The organism is Bacillus inaquosorum KCTC 13429 (assembly GCF_000332645.1).
GTDB classification, from domain to species: Bacteria; Bacillota; Bacilli; order Bacillales; family Bacillaceae; genus Bacillus; species Bacillus inaquosorum.
Genome location: NZ_AMXN01000009.1, coordinates 1 through 15414 on the forward strand (window position 1 = coordinate 1; position 15414 = coordinate 15414).

Genomic DNA, 15414 nt, shown 5'->3' on the forward strand with positions numbered 1-15414 from the left:
CATCTTATGGGGTCAGTCCCTTTAAGACTGCGCTTTTTTGTTACGACATGAACGGCACCTTCACACAATAAAACAGCACGCAGAAGAACATCGCAGCGCTTCCGCCTAATACAAAGCTGTGCCAAATGGCGTGATGGAAGGGGATCTTTTTCCAAATGTAAAAGATGGTTCCGACAGAGTATAAAATGCCGCCGAGAAAAAGAAGGCTGAATCCCGCTCCGCTCAGCGAAGCATATAAAGGTTTAACCGCGATAATCATCAGCCACCCCATGATCAAATACACTAAGGTTGACAATAGGATAAAGCGTTTCACGAAGAAAATTTTAAAAACGATTCCGCCTAGGGCGAGTGACCATACGATAACCAGCAGGGTGAAGCCGAGCGTGCCTTTCAGCGGGCCCAGCAAAAAAGGCGTATAGGTTCCGGCGATCAGAACGTAAATGGCGCTATGGTCAATAATCTCCAAAATATCCTTCGTTTTTTTATGTGTGATGCTGTGAAGCAGTGTGGAGCTTAGATAAAGCAGCAGCATAGAGACACCGAATATCGTAAAGCTGACAATATCCCATGCGGAGCCGTAATTAGCTGCAAATATGATCAGAAACACTAGTGCGGGTATGGATAAGAGTACACCGATGCCATGTGTAATTGCATTGGCGATCTCTTCTTTGATTGTAAACAAGTGCATTCTCCTTTCGATCGCTAGATCATTTGATTTTTCAGCGTTTCTAAAAAGCTCAAGCCCTCTAACGTAATTTTAGTGCCGGCGCGTCCGCGGCTTTTTGTGACATAATCTTTTTTCTCCAAATAGTCGAGTCGGCTTCTGACCTGCTGAGGAGTTAACGACGTTTGGGTGTTTTTGCTGTGTTCGGAAATGATCCGTCTGCTGGCTGGCTCTCCTTTTTCGTTTAACGCTTTTATTGTTTCCAAAATAAACAAAAACTCCGCTTTTTCCATTAAAGTCAGCAGCTTCGCTTTTTTCTTCGACGCTTTTCCGTCTATTGCGCCCCTAATGTATGGCGGGACGTCATATGAATGAATTGTTCCTCCGCTTGACACTGCTGCCATATAATCTGCGGCGTTTTTTAATTCTCTGACATTGCCTTCAAATGTGTGCTGCTCAAGCATCGGAAAGACTGAGGGATCAATTAACAATTGCTGACCTGAATTTGAGAGAAAATACTGTGTCAAAAGCGGTATATCGCTTTTTCGTTCAGACAATTCGGGAAGTGTGAGCGTTAAAATATTCAGTCTGTAGAATAAGTCTTGTCTGAATGTATGTTCCGCGCATCCGTCTGCGGAAGCACAGATCATTCGCGGTTTTTCCGTGTCTGAATCAAGCGCTTTTAGCAGCTGAGCTTGTACAGAAGCAGGCATACGCCATACTTCATCAATAAAAAGGGTTCCTCGTGCCGTTTTTTGAAACGCTCCTGAGTTTCCGTTAGGACCAAAAAGCTCATGCATAAGGTTTTCTTCCGAGTGGGCGCTGCAATTGACGCTAATAAAAGGTTCGTTGTTTCTCGAAGATCTCTGGTGTATGGCTTGTGCGAAATGATCTTTCCCTGTTCCGATTTTTCCTGTGATCAGGACGGGAAGCTCCGATAATGAGAACTGCTTAGCGATTCGCTTCGCTTCCAAAAATGTTTGATGTTCTCCGATTAGGTTATGAAATGTGTTGAGTGTTGGTGCGGTATTCATCAATTGGCTCCTTTTGGTTCTAATTGGTTTTATTATATCATGTCTTTTGGCTGAAAACACCTATTATTTACGATCATCTTTTTTCTTGGGTCAGCAGGATACTGATGACGCAGATGTTACAACAGGATGTGGTGAATATAGTCTGTATTTTTTTAATTATTAAATAAAAATAATTGTCTTATTTTTTGAATATTCGTGTTATAATGGCATATTAAATAGGGATTTAAAACAAGAAAGGAATCTGTACATGAAACCGTTGCTTAAAGAAAACTCTCTCATCCAAGTGAAAGACATTTTAAAGGCTCATCAAAACGTGAAGGATGTTGTGATTCACACACCTTTGCAAAGGAATGACAGACTTTCTGAGAGATATGAATGCAATATCTATTTGAAACGTGAAGATTTGCAAGTTGTCAGATCTTTTAAGCTCAGAGGGGCTTATCATAAAATGAAACAGCTTTCCAGCGAGCAGACTGAGAACGGAGTTGTGTGTGCAAGTGCCGGAAACCATGCTCAAGGTGTGGCGTTCTCATGTAAACATCTCGGCATTCACGGGAAAATTTTTATGCCGTCTACAACACCGAGACAAAAAGTGTCTCAAGTTGAACTGTTCGGAAAAGGATTTATCGATATTATTTTGACAGGTGATACGTTTGACGATGCGTATAAAAGCGCTGTTGAGTGCTGTGAGGCGGAATCCCGGACGTTTATCCATCCGTTCGATGATCCGGATGTGATGGCGGGCCAGGGAACGCTGGCAGTCGAGATTTTAAACGACATTGATACAGAACCGCATTTTCTGTTTGCAAGTGTCGGAGGCGGCGGCCTTCTCTCAGGGGTAGGTACATATTTGAAAAATGTGTCCCCTGATACAAAGGTAATTGCTGTTGAGCCGGCGGGTGCGGGATCCTATTTTGAATCAAACAAAGCCGGGCATGTCATCACACTTGATAAAATTGATAAATTTGTAGATGGAGCCGCTGTTAAAAAAATTGGGGAGGAAACGTTCCAGACGCTGGAAGCGGTCGTGGATGACATCCTCCTTGTGCCTGAAGGGAAAGTATGTACATCCATTCTTGAATTATATAACGAATGTGCGATTGTTGCTGAACCGGCTGGAGCTCTTTCTGTTGCCGCGCTTGATTTGTACAAGGATGAAATTAAAGGCAAAAATGTAGTGTGTGTGGTCAGCGGGGGCAATAACGATATCGGAAGAATGCAGGAAATGAAGGAGCGGTCCTTGATTTTTGAGGGACTTCAGCATTATTTTATCGTCAATTTTCCGCAAAGAGCGGGGGCGCTCCGCGAGTTTCTTGACGAAGTCCTCGGGCCTAATGATGACATTACAAGGTTTGAATATACGAAGAAAAATAATAAAAGCAACGGACCTGCTCTTGTCGGCATCGAGCTGCAGAACAAGGCAGACTATGGACCGCTGATTGAACGGATGAATAGAAAAGCGTTTCATTATGTAGAGGTGAATAAGGATGAGGACTTGTTTCATTTGCTGATCTAATTTTTTCACACAACCGCGCAAAATGACAGACAGCCTGGCTGGCATTGTATATAATAGAAGAAAAACAAAAAAAGAGGATTGATAGCTTGTTACTCAAAAGCCTAGAGTTCAAACGCAGTGACGGGATTCAGGTGAAAGTGACAGAAATACCTGTTTTAAAGGAAGATGAGCACTATTTCTTTATGTTACATCACCATTTGCAGTTCTACTTAAAAGAAGTGTTTTCATCAAACAGCAGGGCAAAAGTGTATTCTTTCCGACATTATATGAAGCGCCGGATGAAATGGGCAGATTATCAGGCTGTTTTTCATCAAGAGGTGTTAAAGCACAACGCGTGATATGGCGTTTATACCTGTGTGTCCCCCTTTGTATTTGTAGATTGGGAGGCATGCAGGATTTTTTTTGACCGGTATCGAATACAAACATGGGACGCAGCAGGTAAGAACTGTTTTAGAAAGCGTTTTATGCTGGCTGGAAAGGGTGAAAGTCATGAAGGTTATCAAGAGTTTAACGGCAGGGCTGTTTTTTCTGCTTTTGTGTGCCTGCGGAGGACAACAGATTAAAGATCCGCTCAATTACGAGGTGGAGCCTTTTACATTTCAGAACCAAGACGGCAAGAACGTTTCGTTAGAGAGTTTAAAAGGAGAAGTATGGCTGGCGGATTTTATTTTTACCAATTGTGAAACTATATGCCCGCCAATGACCGCTCATATGACCGAGCTGCAAAAAAAACTGAAGGCTGAGAATATAGATGTCCGCATCGTATCCTTTAGTGTTGACCCAGAAAACGATAAGCCAAAACAGCTGAAGAAATTTGCCGCAAATTATCCATTATCTTTTGATAACTGGGATTTCCTCACGGGATACAGCCAGAGTGACATTGAAGCGTTCGCGCTTAAGAGCTTTAAAGCAATTGTGAAGAAACCGGAGGGAGAGGACCAAGTCATTCATCAATCTTCTTTTTATTTGGTAGGCCCCAACGGTAAGGTGCTGAAAGATTACAATGGAGTGGAAAATACACCGTACGATGATATCATCGCGGATGTGAAGACAGCCAGTACACTCAAGTAAGCTAGGAGACTGGGCATTTGCAAATCTTCTAAAACATGATACACTTTCCACTAGTAGAATGGGAAGGAGCAACAAGATTGAAGCTGCGCATTTTTTCACTCATGGCCAGTTTGATTTTGCTTCTTACTGCTTGTACGAGCATACGTACAGCATCTGAGGGAAAACAAAAAGCCCATGAAACGAAAACGAAAGAGCACATTGTCATTGCGGCTGTCGGAGATTCGCTGACAGAAGGTGTCGGAGATCCTGACGGAAAGGGATACGTCGGCAAGGTGGCGGATTCTATCCGGTCAGATAAACAAGTCAAAACGGTAGACGTAAAGAATTATGCCGTGAAAGGGAACCGTTCGGATGATTTGTTAGAGAAACTAAAAGATAAAAAGGTTCAAAAAGGCATAAAGGACGCAGATTATGTCTTTTTTACCATTGGCGGTAATGATTTGATGAAAGTCCTTCGCCAAAACTTTCTCCAATTAACCGTTGAACCGTTTCAGGAAGCGGAAAAGCCGTATGAAAAGCGTTTTGAAAAAATCATTTCTGAAATCCGGGAGCTGAATGATCACGCTGAGCTGATTTATGTCAGCATGTATAATCCGTTTACGTTCACGCTATCTGAATTAAATGAAATAAACGGAGTCGTCACTGATTGGAACCATATTGCTGAAAAAGAGCTGAAAAAAGATAAACATGCAAAAATCATTCAAATTGAAGACTTGTTCAATCAAAAAAGTGACAGCAGCCGAATTTCTGAGGAAGATGATTTTCATCCTAATGGTACGGGCTATTCCCTTATCGCGAAGCGGGTCTATCAAGCCATTAAAAAAGAAGGATTACCGAAAGAGTAGGGTGACATCATGAATAAGTGGAAACGACTGTTTTTTATATTGCTTGCAATCAATATTGTCCTAGCCGCTGGGTTTGTGACACTTGTTATGCTGCCGGGAGAACAAGCTCAGGTGAAGGATTCATCTCAGAGCGAGTATGGATTTCAAGTGACAAGCACAAAAGAATCATTAGCTGCGTTTGTCAACTCATATTTAAACGACAAAGCAGCAAACAAGCTTGATTATAAAGTAGAGATAGATGATGATGTTCATGTCGCAGGGAAAATCAAGGCTTTTTCCACGTCCATTGATGCGTTTGTCGCTTTTGAACCGACTGTGAAAAAAAATGGCGATGTGGAGTTGAATGTCACGAAATTTTCGTTAGGGAAATTGAGTATACCGATTAGCTTTGTGTTAAATTATATGGACAGCTTTTACGAATTGCCGTCATTTGTCCACGTTCATCCCGGCGATAAAAGCATTGAAGTGCGTCTGTCAGAAATGCCTTTAACGAATGGAATGTATGTCAAAGCGGATAAAATAAATTTAGAAAAAGATGAAATTGAGTTTTCCTATTACCATCCTAAACAATAGAGGTGACTGAAAATGAAACGGATTTACCAGTATTTCAGTTTATTATCCTTTATATTTTCCCTGTATTTTGGCTGGCTTGCTTATCATCATCTGGCCACTGAAGATATGGATCAAATGTATTTGAACGTTTCCTATTGTGCCTTGTTCCTAAGTGTGATGGTGTTTACATTTGGTATGAGAGACCGGAAAAAAACCGATAAATCATGAAAAAAGAGACATGAAACAACGTCTCTTTTTTCGTGCGCCTGAAGAAAATTTGAGAACACGAGGAGAAAAAATGAAAGCATACGATTTTACACAGGGGAACGTGCTGAAACAGCTTGTGCTGTTTTCAATGCCTATTATGCTCGGAAACGCATTGCAGGTTTCCTTTCAATTTATAGACAGTTTGTGGATCGGAAATTTACTGGGGGCAAAGGCCCTTGGGGCAGCCGCGGTATCAAGCACGATTGTATTAACCGTGCTGTCTTTTATTTTGGGCCTTAACAATGCGACGTTAACGATTTTGTCACAGCAAAAGGGAAAAGATGATGAAAAAGGAATGGCGTCGTATATTAACGCATTTGTTGTTTTATTAACAGGCCTAAGCATCGGATTCGGCGCGGCCGGTTTTTTTCTGTCAGAGCTTTTGCTTCGTCTTCTAAAAACGCCGGAGTCGATGATTCCGCTTGCTGAGACCTATTTACAGATTCAATTTATCGGCATTTTATTTTTGTTTGGATATAACTTTATCAGTACTGTGCTTCGGGCGCTTGGCGACAGCAAAACACCTCTCCGGTTTATTGCGTTTGCCGTTGTGCTGAATACAGTGTTGGCACCGCTCTTTATTTCTGTGTTCCGCATGGGAATAGCGGGAGCTGCTTATTCGACGATTTTGTCACAGGGCATTGCGTTTCTGTATGGGTTGTTTTATGTCATCAAACACAAGCTTGTGCCGTTCTCTATTCCGCGCATGCCCAAATGGGAAGAGTCCGCGCTGATTTTAAAACTCGGGATTCCAGCCGGTCTGCAGATGATGGTGATTACAGGCGGCATGATGGCGATTATGAGTGTTGTCAACTCATACGGAGAGCACGTTGTGTCAGGCTTCGGCGCGGTGCAGCGGCTCGACAGCCTCATCACGCTTCCGGCTATGGCTGCCGGTACGGCGGTCAACAGTATGGCAGGGCAAAATATCGGAGTCGGAAACTTTAAAAGAGTGGGAACCATTGCGAGGCTTGGTGTGATGGCTGTTATTTCTTGCATGCTGGTGATTGCAGTTATACTTTGGGTATTTGGTAAATACCTCATGAGGTTATTTATCAGCGAGCCTGATGCGGTCGCGTTTGGTGAACAATATTTGCGCTGGATCGCGTTTTTCTATCCTTTTATCGGAATTAATTTCGTACTGAACGGAATCGTCAGGGCAGCGGGAGCGATGCTGCAGGTGCTGGTTTTAAATTTGATATCGTTTTGGGTTTTGAGATATCCTTTCACAGCCCTATTTTCAGCTTGGCTTGGACAGAAAGGAATCGGGCTCGGAATCGGAATGAGTTTTTTATTAAGCAGCTGTGCGGCTTTTTTGTATTACAGATACGGCCGCTGGAAAACAATGAAACTGTTCACTGCAAAATAAGTGAGCGCTGTGAAAAGCACATACCCATATATAGCGGTATGTGCTTTTTTTCACCGTTTTTTATCAAGTTTGCTGAAGAGCTCGATTAATGAGGCAAGTTCGGCATCACTGTAGCAGTCAAAGCGTTTAAAGAAATATTCCGTTTTTTTCTCGTTGAAATGCTGAAGGACTTTTTCACCCGCTTCAGTGATATGAATGCGGATGATGCGTCTGTCTTCCTTCGATCTGATTCTCGTAATCCATTCCTTTTCTACCAGCGCATCAGTCACAGCCGTAATGTGGCTTGCCGATACCTCTAAAATAGGCGCAAATTCAGTAACTTTTTTGGGCCCTTGTTCACTGAGGATCCGCAGAATCGTAAATTCATTCCGTGACAGCTCTTTATCTAGAATTTCATTGATTTCGTTGCGTATTTGTTTAAAGACTTTACGGAGTAAAGTTTCCATATCGTACATCATCTGTGTTCTTACTTTCAAATTTGTGAACCTCCATTACATAAGCATATTGCTTAAAACCTATAGATTTTATTGAAAAGCAGAATCATTTTCATTCTATTATTACATGCTATAATATAATAATACCACGTATTAACAAAGGAGGCACCAGTATGTCTGAAAAAAAAGAAATCGCCACATTTGCAGGAGGCTGTTTTTGGTGTATGGTTAAACCTTTTGACGAACAGCCGGGAATTGAAAAAGTGGTGTCCGGGTATACAGGCGGCCATACTGAAAACCCTACGTATGAAGAGGTGTGCAGTGAAACGACAGGTCATCGTGAAGCGGTTCAAATCACGTTTCATCCTGATGTGTTCCCTTATGAAAAACTGCTTGAATTATTTTGGCAGCAAATCGACCCGACAGATGCCGGCGGCCAGTTTGCAGATCGCGGCACCTCCTACCGTGCAGCCATTTTTTATCATAATGAAAAACAAAAGGAGCTTGCGGAAGCTTCCAAGCAGCGCCTGGCAGAAAGCGGCGTCTTTAAAGACCCGATTGTAACGGACATTTTAAAAGCTGAACCTTTCTATGAAGCGGAAGACTACCATCAGCATTTTTATAAAAAGAATCCAGGACATTATCAGCGCTACCGGACAGGTTCTGGACGAGCCGGATTTATCAGCGAGCATTGGGGGGCGAAATAAATGGCGTACAATAAAGAAGAAAAAATGAAGTCACTAAATCGCATGCAATATGAGGTGACGCAAAATAACGGCACGGAGCCGCCGTTTCAAAATGAATATTGGGATCATAAAGAGGAAGGGCTGTATGTAGAGATTGTGTCAGGCAAGCCATTGTTTACATCCAAGGATAAATTTGATTCCCACTGCGGCTGGCCAAGCTTTACAAAGCCGATTGAAGAAGAAGAAGTGGAAGAAAAACTAGATACGAGCCACGGCATGATTCGCACAGAAGTGAGAAGCCGCACTGCTGATTCTCATCTTGGCCATGTATTTAATGACGGACCGGGGCCAAGCGGGCTGCGTTACTGCATAAATTCAGCGGCGCTGCGTTTTGTGCCGAAGGATAAACTGAAAGAAGAAGGGTACGAAAGCTATCTGCATCTCTTTGATAAATAAATCAAAAAAACAGGCCTGCCTAATGGATAGACAGGCTTGTTTTTATGCCTTTTTTTCTTGATGCAAATCTTCAATATCTGGGCAATTCTGTCTTTTGTAATAAGTGGGGCTTGATCTGATTGATACCCAGGCAGATTGACTTTGCGAACTGGAAGGGGCATATAAGATTGCCCCATTCATACAGTGATTCAATTTCATGAGGGGATGTTAATTGTTTTAGGTTTTGTTGTATAAACAATGATTTCGGTTTTTTTATTTGACTTTGTAGGTTCTTCTTTTCTGGCTTTCCACCAGCATCCAAATCCCTGTCTAGTCCAATTGTCGGACAACTTGGATGACAGCGGATAGATTTCGAAATTTGTCGAAGATTTCTATACATCAGCAAAATCTCTCAGATGAGGAACCTTGATTTTTGCATAAAAGAAGATTTTAAGATGAACAACCTCGTGTGTTGTAAAAAAATAAGTGAACATCTACACGTACAATACTGGAGTTGATACCTTAAAAATCTCGCCATCTCTTATATAAAAACGAGGGACGCGGCGGCTTAATGTAGACACCACTTCATAGTTAATCGTATTGAGCATTTCAGCAACTTCATCTACGGGAATCTCAGCTCCCCTTTGCTGACCATAAATCACGACTTCCTCTCCTTGTTTACCTTCACCGCTCTCTCCTAAACTAACCATTATCATATCCATTGTCACTCTTCCCACTACCGGCACTCGTCTTCCGCGATGAAGAACAAATCCGCGATTGGAAAGTGCACGGGAATAACCGTCAGCATAGCCGACCGGGAGTGTAGCGATTACTTCCTCAGGTTCCGCGATGTATGTAGCACCATAACTAATGGTCCGCGGTTCTGTTCGCATCGTTTTCACATAAGCGATACGCGCCTTTAAACTTAATGCAGGTGTAAGCCTAACGAGGTTAAGTTCTTTTATATATGCTGAAGGATATAAACCATATAAGCCTATACCTAAACGAATCATATCAGCACTAAATTCAGGAAAAGCGATAGCGGCAGCCGTATTGCTCATATGCACGGTGGGCAGCTCAATGCCTTGCTTCTTTAAAAAGCTGAGAAAACTGACAAATTTATCGTGCTGCAGCTTGGTTAGTGTGGTGTCTGGTTCATCAGCTGTTGAGAAATGTGTAAAAATACCTGCCCATCTTAGGGATTTACTTGCTGTTAGTGCTTTCACTACTGCTAAAAGTTCTTCTTTTGTACGTACACCTAATCGGCCCATACCAGTATCCACATTAATATGTATACCCAATCGGTTAGTACTTGCTTCATTTTCCAATATTTCGTTAGCTTTTTTAATCCAATCAACCTGAAATGCGGATAACTCTATATTCCAAGCTGCTGACTTTTTCACACAACTAAGGGATGTAAAACCAAGCACAAGAATAGGTGCTGTAATCCCTGCTTTTCGTAAAACGATTCCTTCCTCCACGCTGGCAACAGCGAGCTCACTCGCCCCGTGTTCCAGTGCATGGCGCGCTACTTCTACAGACCCATGACCATAACCGTTCGCTTTTACAACAGCCATAATTTTGCTCTTTTTTGGTATATGATGGCGTATGGCTCGCAAATTTTTTTTAATGGCGTCAAGATTGACTTCGATCCAAACTTCTCGGCAAAGCTTTGTCATCAACGATTCCTTCCTTCTTATGGAATAGTACAAACCGCATTTAGCCGCAATAATCTTAATGTTAATTGTTGGATGATTCCAATTTTATTTTTATTCAACTTTAACTGAAATCATTCAACAGCAAATTCAGGATTTACGAGAAGGTGCTCATCGATGCTCGAGTTAATGAAAGCAACCACTAAAAAAATTTAGGGGTATGATCATGAGAATATTCTAACTAAATAAACAATGTACTAATTATTCATTTCGGTTTATTTCACACCGTAAAAGCAAATCTGACGGAGTCATTTCCACGTACATCGTAAGGAATAGCGATTTATGAGTCAGAAACACTATAAAAAAAGGGTTCATTTTCCTCACAGTTAAAGACCTGTATATATTTTACAATAGAGAGTGATGGTGATAAAAAGGAGGTATTCAAATGAAGGTTTCAAAAACAATGCTGCTAAGCACTGCCGCGGGTTTATTTCTTAGCCTGACAGCAAACTCGGTGTCGGCACATCATGTAAATGAGGAACAACATTTTAAAGTGACGGCGGAAACGGAGACAGATCCAGTCGCTTCTGGTGATGACGCAGCGGATGACCCGGCCATTTGGGTTAATGAAAAGCATCCGGAAAAAAGCAAGTTGATCACGACAAATAAGAAATCAGGGCTAGTCGTGTATGATTTGGACGGCAAACAGGTTCATTCTTTCGAGTTTGGCAAACTCAATAATGTCGATCTGCGCTATGATTTTCCATTTAGAGGCGAAAAAATTGATATAGCTGCCGCCTCCAACCGGTCTGAAGGAAAGAATACAATTGAAGTATATGCAATTGACGGGGATAAAGGAATATTGAAAAGCATTACAGACCCGAACCACCCTATAGCCACTAATATTTCTGAGGTATACGGATTCAGCCTGTATCATAGTCAGAAAACAGGAGCATTTTACGCATTAGTGACAGGCAAACAAGGAGAATTTGAGCAGTATGAAATTGTTGATAATGGAAAGGGTTATGTGTCAGGGAAAAAAGTGCGTGAATTTAAATTGAATTCTCAGACCGAAGGCCTTGTCGCGGATGATGAGTACGGGAACCTGTACATAGCAGAGGAAGATGAAGCCATCTGGAAATTTAATGCTGAGCCTGGCGGAGGATCAAAGGGGCAGGTTGTCGACCGTGCGACTGGAGAACATTTGACAGCTGATATTGAGGGACTGACGATCTATTATGCGCCAGAGGGTAAAGGATATCTCATGGCTTCAAGTCAAGGAAATAACAGCTATGCAATGTATGAACGGCAGGGAAGCAATCGCTATGTAGCCAACTTTGACATTACAGATGGCGAGAAGATAGACGGTACTAGTGATACAGATGGTATTGATGTTCTCGGCTTCGGGCTTGGCCCAAAATATCCGTACGGGATTTTTGTGGCGCAGGACGGCGAAAATATTGAAAATGGACAAGCCGTCAATCAAAACTTCAAAATTGTGTCGTGGGAACAGATTGCAAAGCATCTCCGCGGAAAGCCTGATCTTCATAAGCAGGTGAATCCGAGGAAGCTGAAGGACCGTTCTGACGGCTAAAAAAGAAAGCAGCTGAGTAAGCTGCTTTTTTCTGCAGATCAAAAAATCGTTCATATCAATGAACGATTTTTCAAGAAAGCGCCAGATGAATCGCCTTTAGTTTTGCAGGAAGCTCATCATACGTATTTGCGGGTACGGTCTCTTTGTAATTGGCTGCTGCTGCTTTATGCCGTTCCTCAGGATGGTTGATATAGAAAGCGGCTTTTTCCTTAAAATCGTTGATGTTGTGATAAGAAATAAAGGATGAAAAAGGATGTGCCGCGGGTAAATCTGTTAATTGAAATGCTTCACATGCAGCGATATCAAACGTTCTGTTATTAAAACTGGCATTTTTGATGCGGAAATGATTTTTGTTGAAAGCAAAATGATAGGGCCGATGCGCATTGATCACGATGTCTGCCCCATTGTAATAATGAACGGCCTGTTCGGGCGGAACCCACGTGCTGACGACATCGATATGCGGCTGTTTGAGCACTTTTTTAGGCAGATATTTTCTCCATTCCTTTCCGATTACTCGAACCGTGAAAGGCAGATGTACCGCTTCTTTCATAAGCTGAACCCGATTAGGGTAAGGATAGCCGATGATAAGCAGATTTGAATGAAAAGAATGTTCTGTGTCCATTTTTCTAAACAGCCGATGATTAACTGGAATCGGAACATAATAGACGTGCTGGCAGCCAAGCTCCCGGTAATAGAGAGCGGCATTTTGTTCAATCGTTAATATGGCGTCAGCGTGCTTAATCACCTGAAGACTGATATCAATATAAAATGGGTCTTCGGTTAGCCAAACATACACGGGGATACCCTTACCCTTTAACCAGGTCAGCCAGTCGTGAGGAACGCGGTCTCCTACCATCATAAGTGCGAAGTCCGGCTGAAACGTTTCGATCTTCACCAGAGATTCTGCCTCCGGTGTATCTGCAGACATATACTCTGTATGAGTGTTCCGAAAACATTCTTCAGCCCAGCGGTCAAAATAACTGTATATTCCTCCGTATCCCGACTGGATATACAAGACTTTCATCAGATGTTACGAAAAGAACGTAACGCTTTCTACTTTGTCTACATCAATTAATGTTGTAGCTTGACCTGCCGGAGTGACGGAGCTTTCCTGTGTTACAAATACGATACCGTGAACTTGATCGAAAGCAACGAAGACAACCGGGCCGATCATGTCACCGGAATCAGTCACAATACTGATTGTAGTGCCTGGCGTAACTCTGGCAAAAATCCATCTTGCCGGAAGGGAAGTAGATTCAGCCGTAATCATATCACTTTCATCTACTTTTTGATCGATGGCAGCTTCAAGCATGTCTTTAAGATTATTATCCACGTTTACTCCTCCTTCTGTTGAGAATAAAGGGCTTAAAAGGGTCTTAATCAAATCCTTTTTTAACTGTGCATTTTCAGAGCTCATTACACACACCTCCTATCCAATAGTGAACTCACGTTAATCATATTCTTCGGATTGCCAATTGGTATGAGTCGAACGCCGTACCTGATCTATTTTTCTTACATTTAAGGAAAATGCTGATTTTTTAAATGAGTGGACATAGCCTATACCATAAATCAAAGTCAGTTCATATTGTGAAACAGAGTATAAGGATAAGGGAGAGGGATTGTTTGGATTTAGAGAAACACGTGAATCAAGAAGAAAATCAAGATGAACTGCATTTTATTCTGCTTTTGCTGATTCTGCTCATACGTCAATCATCTTCTGAAGGAAATCCATCTGATCTCAGACGGCAGCTCGTATTTGCAAAAGAGCTTGGCGTACCGGTTTCAACAGTTCATCTGTTGAATGGAAATACGCTTCAAAACGTCATCGTAAAAGAAGTTCTGACTGATTTGGTTATTTTTCAAAACCCGTTAAATAACACGAGATCTCATGTCGCACTCTCAAGTATTGTAAGCTGGGGTGCTTTTTAAATGATGACAGAGGCTCTGCTTGCTGCGGAGCCGTTTTTATGTTTGACGATAGGAGGGTGTATAGATGGGAGAGAAAGTGTCCATTATTTTAACGAGTTACAACAAACCTAATTATCTTCAAAAAGCGATCGAAAGCGTCATGAAGCAAACATATGATCACTGGGAGCTATTTATCATGGATGATCATTCTAATGAAGAAACAACTGCGGTGATTCACAAGTACCTTCATGACCAGCGCATTCGTTATCAAAACAGTTTCGTACATCCCGCAGAACGACTAAAAACAACCCGTTATGCCACATTAATTAACAGCGCGCTCCCATATGCCGACGGCGATTACATTTCCTATCTCACCGATGACACTGTTTATCACCCTGAGCGGCTGAGCCGTATGGTGCAGACGTTTTCACATAAGCCTGAGGCACAAGCTGTCTATTCAAAACAAAAAGTTGTACATGTAAACGAAAGGGGAGAGGAAATTTCCCATTTCTATAGAAATGCCAATGCAGTGCTTGATCAGGCCGCTTTTCAAGTTGATCATTGTTCAGTTATGCATCGCCGTTCGCTACTTGATCGTATTCAACATAAATATGGAAGCTATTGGGATGATGATATGAAGCATTGGAATCATGGCGACTCAATTTTTTGGGCCAGGATCAACAACTTTGCCCCATTTTTGCCGATAAATGAAGTATTAGATACAACCTATAAAACCCCCGATTCATTTCAAAATGCATATCGGTTTCTGCCCGCTGATTTGATTGACGGTTCTTTTGTAAAAGGTTCAGATCAAAACGTGTATTTTCTTGATCAGGGTGTAAGGCATCCTGTCGGGGAAAGGTGGGGTTCTTTGTATCTAAATCGGACTGTGGCTGTTCCGGACCCGTATTTATTCCAATATAGCATTGGAAAGATTTTAAACATTCCGAACTATATATTAGTAAAGGAAGCTGACCATCCAGCAATATTTTATATCGAAGCCGGAAAAAAAAGACGGATTATGGGCCAGTATGCTTTTCAGTTTTATCAATTTAAAAGAAAAGACATATTGACAATTGAAAAAGAAGAACTGGAGGCGCTGCCAGAAGGGCTGCCAATTACGCGGGAACGATCTGGATGGATCGAAAATCCGCCTGGGCGAAGGCTGTTTTTTATAGAACGCGAGCCGTTTTTGTTTCTAAACGGCGTCTTTCACCCGATTAGTGAGCAAGTAGCAAGGAAATTCTTTTTACATCAGAAGCCAATATCCGCTTCTTTCCGAAATATTCAGCAATTTCCAATTGGAAAGCCGTTTTATCCGGTGTACGATGAGATTATAAAGAAATTGAATATTGCAACTGAGTAAAGGTATAGGTCATAAAAA

Annotated in this window: 18 protein-coding genes and 1 pseudogene; 12 read left to right on the forward strand and 7 right to left on the reverse strand. The window is 41.9% G+C overall.

Going from position 1 to position 15414, the window contains the following annotated elements; genetic code table 11:
• Positions 1-40: 40 nt before the first annotated feature.
• Both trhA and BSI_RS02895 read right to left on the reverse strand, forming a co-directional pair.
• Positions 41-682, reverse strand: a complete 642-nt coding sequence (gene trhA, locus BSI_RS02900) for a PAQR family membrane homeostasis protein TrhA (RefSeq protein ID WP_003241516.1) — start codon at positions 680-682, stop codon at positions 41-43.
• 20 nt (positions 683-702) lie between these two features.
• Positions 703-1698: a sigma 54-interacting transcriptional regulator gene (locus BSI_RS02895; protein ID WP_003241518.1), complete on the reverse strand. Its 996-nt coding sequence runs from the start codon at positions 1696-1698 to the stop codon at positions 703-705.
• 247 nt (positions 1699-1945) lie between these two features.
• Here BSI_RS02895 and ilvA point away from each other — a divergent pair, with 247 nt between their 5' ends.
• The 7 genes from ilvA to BSI_RS02860 all read left to right on the forward strand — a co-directional run bounded on the left by ilvA (position 1946) and on the right by BSI_RS02860 (position 7318).
• A complete protein-coding gene (ilvA, locus tag BSI_RS02890; protein WP_003241521.1) occupies positions 1946-3214 on the forward strand; it encodes a threonine ammonia-lyase IlvA in 1269 nt (422 codons plus the stop codon).
• 86 nt (positions 3215-3300) lie between these two features.
• Positions 3301-3552 (forward strand): YpmP family protein, encoded by a 252-nt coding sequence (locus BSI_RS02885; RefSeq protein WP_003218212.1) that lies wholly within the window; start codon positions 3301-3303, stop codon positions 3550-3552.
• A gap of 151 nt (positions 3553-3703) precedes the next feature.
• Positions 3704-4285 (forward strand): cytochrome c oxidase assembly accessory protein ScuA, encoded by a 582-nt coding sequence (gene scuA, locus BSI_RS02880; RefSeq protein WP_032732295.1) that lies wholly within the window; start codon positions 3704-3706, stop codon positions 4283-4285.
• A gap of 77 nt (positions 4286-4362) precedes the next feature.
• Entirely contained in the window at positions 4363-5130 is a 768-nt protein-coding gene (locus BSI_RS02875; protein WP_003241525.1) for an SGNH/GDSL hydrolase family protein, read from the forward strand.
• 9 nt (positions 5131-5139) lie between these two features.
• Entirely contained in the window at positions 5140-5703 is a 564-nt protein-coding gene (locus BSI_RS02870; RefSeq protein WP_003241527.1) for a YpmS family protein, read from the forward strand.
• 12 nt (positions 5704-5715) lie between these two features.
• Positions 5716-5910: a protein YpmT gene (gene ypmT, locus BSI_RS02865; protein WP_003241529.1), complete on the forward strand. Its 195-nt coding sequence runs from the start codon at positions 5716-5718 to the stop codon at positions 5908-5910.
• Between the two features lie 70 nt (positions 5911-5980).
• Positions 5981-7318: an MATE family efflux transporter gene (locus BSI_RS02860; RefSeq protein ID WP_003241531.1), complete on the forward strand. Its 1338-nt coding sequence runs from the start codon at positions 5981-5983 to the stop codon at positions 7316-7318.
• Positions 7319-7368: 50 nt separating this feature from the next.
• Here the strand turns inward: BSI_RS02860 and BSI_RS02855 are convergent, their stop codons facing one another.
• Positions 7369-7794, reverse strand: a complete 426-nt coding sequence (locus BSI_RS02855; protein ID WP_003241533.1) for a MarR family transcriptional regulator — start codon at positions 7792-7794, stop codon at positions 7369-7371.
• 131 nt (positions 7795-7925) lie between these two features.
• Here BSI_RS02855 and msrA point away from each other — a divergent pair, with 131 nt between their 5' ends.
• Entirely contained in the window at positions 7926-8459 is a 534-nt protein-coding gene (msrA, locus tag BSI_RS02850) for a peptide-methionine (S)-S-oxide reductase MsrA (protein WP_003241535.1), read from the forward strand.
• Positions 8460-8894: a peptide-methionine (R)-S-oxide reductase MsrB gene (msrB, locus tag BSI_RS02845; RefSeq protein ID WP_003241538.1), complete on the forward strand. Its 435-nt coding sequence runs from the start codon at positions 8460-8462 to the stop codon at positions 8892-8894.
• Between the two features lie 42 nt (positions 8895-8936).
• On the opposite strand, the pseudogene BSI_RS23220 reads toward msrB, so the two are convergent.
• Positions 8937-9111, reverse strand: a pseudogene (locus tag BSI_RS23220) (SDR family NAD(P)-dependent oxidoreductase); the annotation flags it as partial.
• Positions 9112-9367: 256 nt separating this feature from the next.
• Entirely contained in the window at positions 9368-10552 is a 1185-nt protein-coding gene (gene alr / locus BSI_RS02840) for an alanine racemase (RefSeq protein ID WP_003241542.1), read from the reverse strand.
• Positions 10553-10973: 421 nt separating this feature from the next.
• Here alr and BSI_RS02835 point away from each other — a divergent pair, with 421 nt between their 5' ends.
• Complete coding sequence (locus BSI_RS02835) at positions 10974-12122, forward strand: phytase (protein ID WP_003241544.1); 1149 nt, start codon at positions 10974-10976, stop codon at positions 12120-12122.
• Positions 12123-12192: 70 nt separating this feature from the next.
• Here BSI_RS02835 and cgeB read toward each other — a convergent pair whose 3' ends face one another.
• Both cgeB and cgeA read right to left on the reverse strand, forming a co-directional pair.
• Positions 12193-13146: a spore maturation protein CgeB gene (gene cgeB, locus BSI_RS02830; RefSeq protein WP_003241546.1), complete on the reverse strand. Its 954-nt coding sequence runs from the start codon at positions 13144-13146 to the stop codon at positions 12193-12195.
• 6 nt (positions 13147-13152) lie between these two features.
• Positions 13153-13539: a spore crust protein CgeA gene (cgeA, locus tag BSI_RS02825; RefSeq protein ID WP_003241549.1), complete on the reverse strand. Its 387-nt coding sequence runs from the start codon at positions 13537-13539 to the stop codon at positions 13153-13155.
• A 206-nt stretch (positions 13540-13745) separates the two neighbouring features.
• Here cgeA and cgeC point away from each other — a divergent pair, with 206 nt between their 5' ends.
• Both cgeC and cgeD read left to right on the forward strand, forming a co-directional pair.
• Positions 13746-14051, forward strand: a complete 306-nt coding sequence (cgeC, locus tag BSI_RS02820; protein WP_003241551.1) for a spore maturation protein CgeC — start codon at positions 13746-13748, stop codon at positions 14049-14051.
• 64 nt (positions 14052-14115) lie between these two features.
• On the forward strand, positions 14116-15396 hold the full coding sequence (gene cgeD, locus BSI_RS02815) for a spore maturation glycosyltransferase CgeD (RefSeq protein WP_003241553.1): 1281 nt from the start codon (positions 14116-14118) through the stop codon (positions 15394-15396).
• Positions 15397-15414 lie beyond the last annotated feature (18 nt).